This is a genomic window from Rhizobacter sp. P3_B12 (genome assembly GCF_056402895.1).
The window spans coordinates 1-5,041 of record NZ_JBFUGN010000431.1 but is presented as its reverse complement, the minus strand read 5'-3'; the positions used below and the strand labels follow the sequence as shown (position 1 = coordinate 5,041).

The following is a 5,041-nucleotide window of genomic DNA, read 5'->3' as shown; positions in this document are numbered from 1 at the left end:
CGGTCACCACGGTGGCCGGCTACGAATACACGCTCGGTCGGCTGACCGGCATCACGTATCCATCGGGGCGCCGGCTCGCGATCCGCTGGAGCGGCGCGCATGTGGTGTCGATCGCGTTGGCGAAGGACGCGGGGAGTGAGCCGCTGCCGCTGATCGACCAGGTGACGTACCAGCCCTTCGGCCCGGTCGAAAGCTGGCAGTGGGCGATGGCCGGCGGTGCACAGGCGCACGAGCGTGTGATCGATCTGGACGGGCGCATCGTGCGGATGCGCCTCGGCGACGTCTTCCGCGACATCCGCTACGACGAGGCCGATCGAATCGTCTCGTTCACGCACCTGGCACCCGATGGCACGCCGCGGCCGGCACTCGACCAGAACTTCGGCTACGACGCGAACAGCCGGCTGACGAGCGTGGTCACCGCGACGACCAGCTGGGCGATCACCCACGATCCGAACGGCAACCGGACCGAGCAGAGCCTGAGTGGGGTGCCCAGCACCTACGTGATCGAGGCGACCAGCAACCGGCTCGCTGCGATGACCAACCCGGCGCGCAGTTTCGGCTATGACAACGCCGGGAACACGACCAGCGACAGCGCCGGCTACACCGCGAGCTATGACCTGCCGGGGCAGCTGGCGGTGCTGTCGCGTGGCGGGATGACCGCGCGCTACAGCTACGACACCGAGCGGCGGCGCATCCGCAAGTTCACGAACGCGGGGCCGCAGAGCACCGTCATCTTCGTGTACGACCTGCAGGGCCAGTTGCTCGGCGAGTACGACCCGCAAGGTCGGGCCATCCGCGAATACGTGTGGCTGGACGACGTGCCGGTCGCGGTGTTCACGCCGGACCCTGCGGACTCGACGGGCGCACCGCTCGTCTATTTCATCCACACCGATCACCTGAACACGCCGCGCGTGGTGGTCGACCGCGAAGGCCGCCAGCGCTGGAGCTGGATGGCCGAGCCGTTCGGCACGACGGCGCCACTGACCAACCCGGCGGGGCTCGGCGACTTCACCTTCAACCTGCGCTTCCCGGGGCAGTATGCGGATGCGGAGTCGGGGCTGTTCTACAACTGGAACCGCTACTACCGGAGGGAGGGCGGGGACTACACGCAGAGTGATCCGATCGGGCTGAACAGAGATCAAGCCGGCAGTCCGAACAGCTCCGAGAGCGCCTGCCGCATCGGCGCCTCGCCGACCGCATGCGTGTCGTGGTGCGATCCGCCCGGCACCAGCACGAAGCGCTTGGCCGACACCGCCGCGTCGAACAGCGCGCGGCCCAGTGCATGCGGGATCAGCCGGTCGTCGTCGCCATGCACCACCAGCACCGGGGCGCGCACCGCGCCGATCTTCTGCGCCGCGTCGAAACGCTGCGTGATGAAGCGGCGCACCGCCGACCAGCCGAGGCTGAAGCTCGCGACCACGTCGGACAGCGAGGTGAAGCTGCTCTCGATGATCAGCCCGGCCGCGTCGTCGACCTCGGACGCCAGGTGGATCGCGATCGCGCCGCCCAGCGAGTGGCCGAAGAGGTAGCGCGCCTGGCCCGGTTGCCGGGCGCCGAGCCACTGCCACGCGGCGCGGGCGTCTTCATAGGCGCTGGCCTCGGACGGCAGCTCGCCGCCGCTCTTGCCGAAGCCGCGGTAGTCGATCGCCAGCACCGAAAACCCGAGCCGCTGCAGCCGGCGCATGCGCTCTGCGCTGCAGGTCACCTCGTGCTGCGCGCCGTGCAGGTACAGCATCAGCGGCGCCTTCGGATCGGGGTTCGCCAGCCACAGGCCGTGCAGCCGCACCGGCTGCCCGCTGAGCTGCGAGTCGAAGCCGATCCACACCTCCTGCATGTCCGAGAGCCGGCGCAGCGCGCGCGCCTGCGACCAGCGGTTGTGCTTGCTCGGCCGGAAGATCCACTTGCGCTGCTGCGTGTCGATCAGCCTGGCGCYGGCCACCGCGGCGAACGCGGTCAGCGCGGCGGCAGGCCAGCCGGCACGGGTGAGGGCATAGGGGAGCTGCATGGCCTGATCTTCGGCCGTGCGCCCCTTGGCTTGAATCCCCGGATCACGCTCCCCGCGTTCAAGTGGCCGTGTTGTGGCCGTAGTTCTCGAACGGCTCAGTGCGCCTGCGCCTCGAGCAGTTGCACCGTCTTGTTGGGCAGCTTGATGCCGCTCTTCTCGCGTTCGGCGCGCGCCTCGTGGCACATCTTCATGCCGGTGTGGTGCTCCAGGATCTCGGCCACCCAGTCGACGAACACCCGCACCTTCGACGACAGGTGGCGGTTCGACGGGTACACGACGTGGAACGGGATCTCGTCCGACAGCCAGTCGCACATCAGCAGCTCCAGCACCCCGCAGCTCGGGTACTGGCGGAACATGTAGGTCGGCAGCCGGCCGACGCCCAGGCCCGCCAGGCAGGCGTCGACGTAGGCGTTGGAATCGTTCAGCGTCAGCGGGCTGTCCACCGGCAGCAGGATGCGCTCGCCGTTGCGCACGAACTCCCAGTCGAACACCTGGCCGGTGCGCAGCGAGAAATAGTTCAGGCAGGTGTGCTTCTTCAGGTCGAGCGGGTGCTCCGGGCGGCCGTGGCGCGCCAGGTAACCGGTGGTCGCGCAGGTCACCAGGTTCATCGTGCCGACGCGGCGCACCACGACGGACGGGTCCGACACCTCGCCGACGCGCAGCGCGCAGTCGATGCCCTCGCTCAGCAGGTTCAGCGGCCGGTCGCTGCAACCCAGCTCCAGCTCGATGTCGGGGTAGCGCTCGAAGAACGACGGCAGCAGCGGGATCAGCAGCCGGCTCGCCACCGCGGTGCTCACGTCGACCCGCAGCTTGCCGCGCGGCGAGGCCTGGCTGGACGAGAACGACTCCTCGGCGTCACGAAGATCCTCGAGGATGCGCACGCAGCGCTCGTAATAGGCGGCGCCGTCTGCCGTCACCGACACCTTGCGGGTCGTGCGGTGCAGCAGCCGCACCTTCAGGTGGCCTTCCAGCTCGGCCACGCTGGCCGAGAGCGTCGCCTTCGGCATGTTCAGCAGCTCCGCCGCGCTGGTGAAGCCGCCGGTGTTGACCACGCCGACGAAGGCTTGCATGGCTTTGATGGTGTCCATTGTCTTGAATCCTGAACAGTCATTCCGCAAAACGCTACTTTATAACTGATTCACAGACCAATACATTTGATGGTGCAACGCAGCATGGGGTATTTCCCGTGACTGTCGACTATTTCCATTTGTCTCTTAGTCTCTCTATTTCGGTTGGAGCCGCTGCTCCGCTGTCCAGGATGACCCCATGACCCTTCGTCCCACCCCCCTGATGTTCTCGACCGTCGCCGTGACGCTCGTGTCGGCTGCCCTGCTGTCGCTGGGCGGCTGCTCGCGCGGCGGCGAAGCGATGGCTGCCACGCCCGCCGGCGGGCCGCCGCCGGCACCGCCGGTCAGCGTCGCTGTCGTCGTCTCGCGCAATGTCGTCGAGCAGCAGGATTTCTCCGGCCGCATCGAAGCGGTCGAATCGGCGCAGATCCGCGCCCGCGTGCCCGGCATCATCGACGCGGTGCAGTTCAAGCCCGGCGCGCTGGTCAAGAAGGGCGACGTGCTGTTCCAGATCGACCCGCGCAGCTACCAGGCCGAAGTGGCCAAGCTGGAGGCCGCGGTCGCCAGCTCCAAGGCCAAGGCGGATCTCGGCCGCACCGAGCTCGAGCGCTCGAAGCGCCTGATGGCCGACAACGCGATCGCCCAGCGCGATTTCGATGAACGCGCTGCCAGCGCCCGCCAGCTCGAAGCCGGCGCGCAGGCCGACCAGGCCGCGCTCGCGGTGGCCCGGCCGAACCTCGAGTACTCGGTCGTGCGTGCGCCGTTCGCCGGCCGCATCGGCAAGGCCGAGGTCACGGTGGGCAACCTGATCGACAGCAGCGTCGTGCTGACCTCGCTGGTCTCGATCAGCCCGGTCTACGTGAGCTTCGACGGCGACGAATCCACCTTCCTGAGCATCGGCGGCGCCGCCCGCGAAGGCGGCAAGGGCGTCAAGGTGCGCACCGGCCTCACCAACGAGAGCGGCTTCCCGCACGAAGGCCGGCTCGACTTCGTCGACAACCGCGTCGACCCGGCCTCCGGCACGGTGCGCATGCGCGCGGTGCTCGAGAACAAGGACGGCGCGCTGATCCCGGGCCTGTTCGCACGGGTGCAGGTCGGTGCCGACATCGGCGCACCGGCCGCGCTGCTGATCAACGACACCGCGATCGGCACCGACCAGAACCGCAAGTACGTCTACGTCGTCAACGCCGAGAACAAGGCCGAGTACCGCGTCGTGCAACTCGGCCCGCTGGTCGACGGGCTGCGCGTCGCGCGTGCCGGGCTGAAGCCGGGCGAGCGCATCGTCGTCAACGGCCTGCAGCGCGTGCGCCCCGGCTCACCGGTGGCGCCTGAAGTCGTGGCGATGAATGCCGACGCGGCGGCCAGCGCCCCGGCCCGCCAGTAAGCCGGCTCGCCAGCAAGAAACATCGAGAGACCCCATGCGATTCTCAAAATTCTTCGTGGACAGGCCGATCTTCGCGGCCGTGCTGTCCATCCTGTTGTTCCTGGCCGGGTTGATCGCGATCTTCCGGCTGCCGATCTCGGAATACCCCGAGGTCGTGCCGCCGTCGGTCGTCGTCAGCGCGCGCTTCCCCGGCGCCAACCCGACGGTGATCGCCCAGACCGTTGCAGCCCCGCTCGAAGAGGCCATCAACGGCACCGAGAACATGCTGTACATGGCCTCGCAGGCCACCGGCGACGGCGGCATGAACCTGACCGTCACCTTCAAGGTCGGCACCAACGTCGAGCAGGCTGAAACGCAGGTGCAGAACCGCGTGCAGCGGGCCCTGGCGCGCCTGCCCGAGGAAGTGCGGCAGATCGGCGTGACCACCGTCAAGAGCTCGCCCAACATCACGATGGTGGTGCACTTGCTCTCGCCGAACTCGCGCTACGACGAGGTCKACCTGCGCAACTACGCGGTGCTCAACATCAAGGACCGGCTGGCCCGCGTGGCCGGCATGGGCCCTGGCCCGCGTGGCCGGCATGGGCC

4 protein-coding genes and 1 pseudogene are annotated in these 5,041 nt (G+C 68.4%); 3 read left to right on the top strand and 2 right to left on the bottom strand.

The genetic code is table 11. From position 1 onward, the window contains the following. Positions 1-206 precede the first annotated feature (206 nt). Positions 207-1,076, top strand: a pseudogene (locus AC1D01_RS20420) (RHS domain-containing protein); the annotation flags it as partial. A gap of 62 nt (positions 1,077-1,138) precedes the next feature. Here the strand turns inward: AC1D01_RS20420 and AC1D01_RS20415 are convergent. Further along, positions 1,139-2,005, bottom strand: a complete 867-nt coding sequence (locus tag AC1D01_RS20415; protein ID WP_477869486.1) for an alpha/beta hydrolase — start codon at positions 2,003-2,005, stop codon at positions 1,139-1,141. Between the two features lie 95 nt (positions 2,006-2,100). Beyond that, positions 2,101-3,093 (bottom strand): LysR family transcriptional regulator, encoded by a 993-nt coding sequence (locus AC1D01_RS20410; protein ID WP_082004304.1) that lies wholly within the window; start codon positions 3,091-3,093, stop codon positions 2,101-2,103. A gap of 178 nt (positions 3,094-3,271) precedes the next feature. On the opposite strand from AC1D01_RS20410, the gene AC1D01_RS20405 reads away from it, so the two are divergent. Then, entirely contained in the window at positions 3,272-4,456 is a 1,185-nt protein-coding gene (locus tag AC1D01_RS20405) for an efflux RND transporter periplasmic adaptor subunit (RefSeq protein WP_477869484.1), read from the top strand. Between the two features lie 34 nt (positions 4,457-4,490). Then, on the top strand, positions 4,491-5,041 hold a 551-nt coding region (locus AC1D01_RS20400), incomplete at its 3' end, for an efflux RND transporter permease subunit (protein ID WP_477869482.1).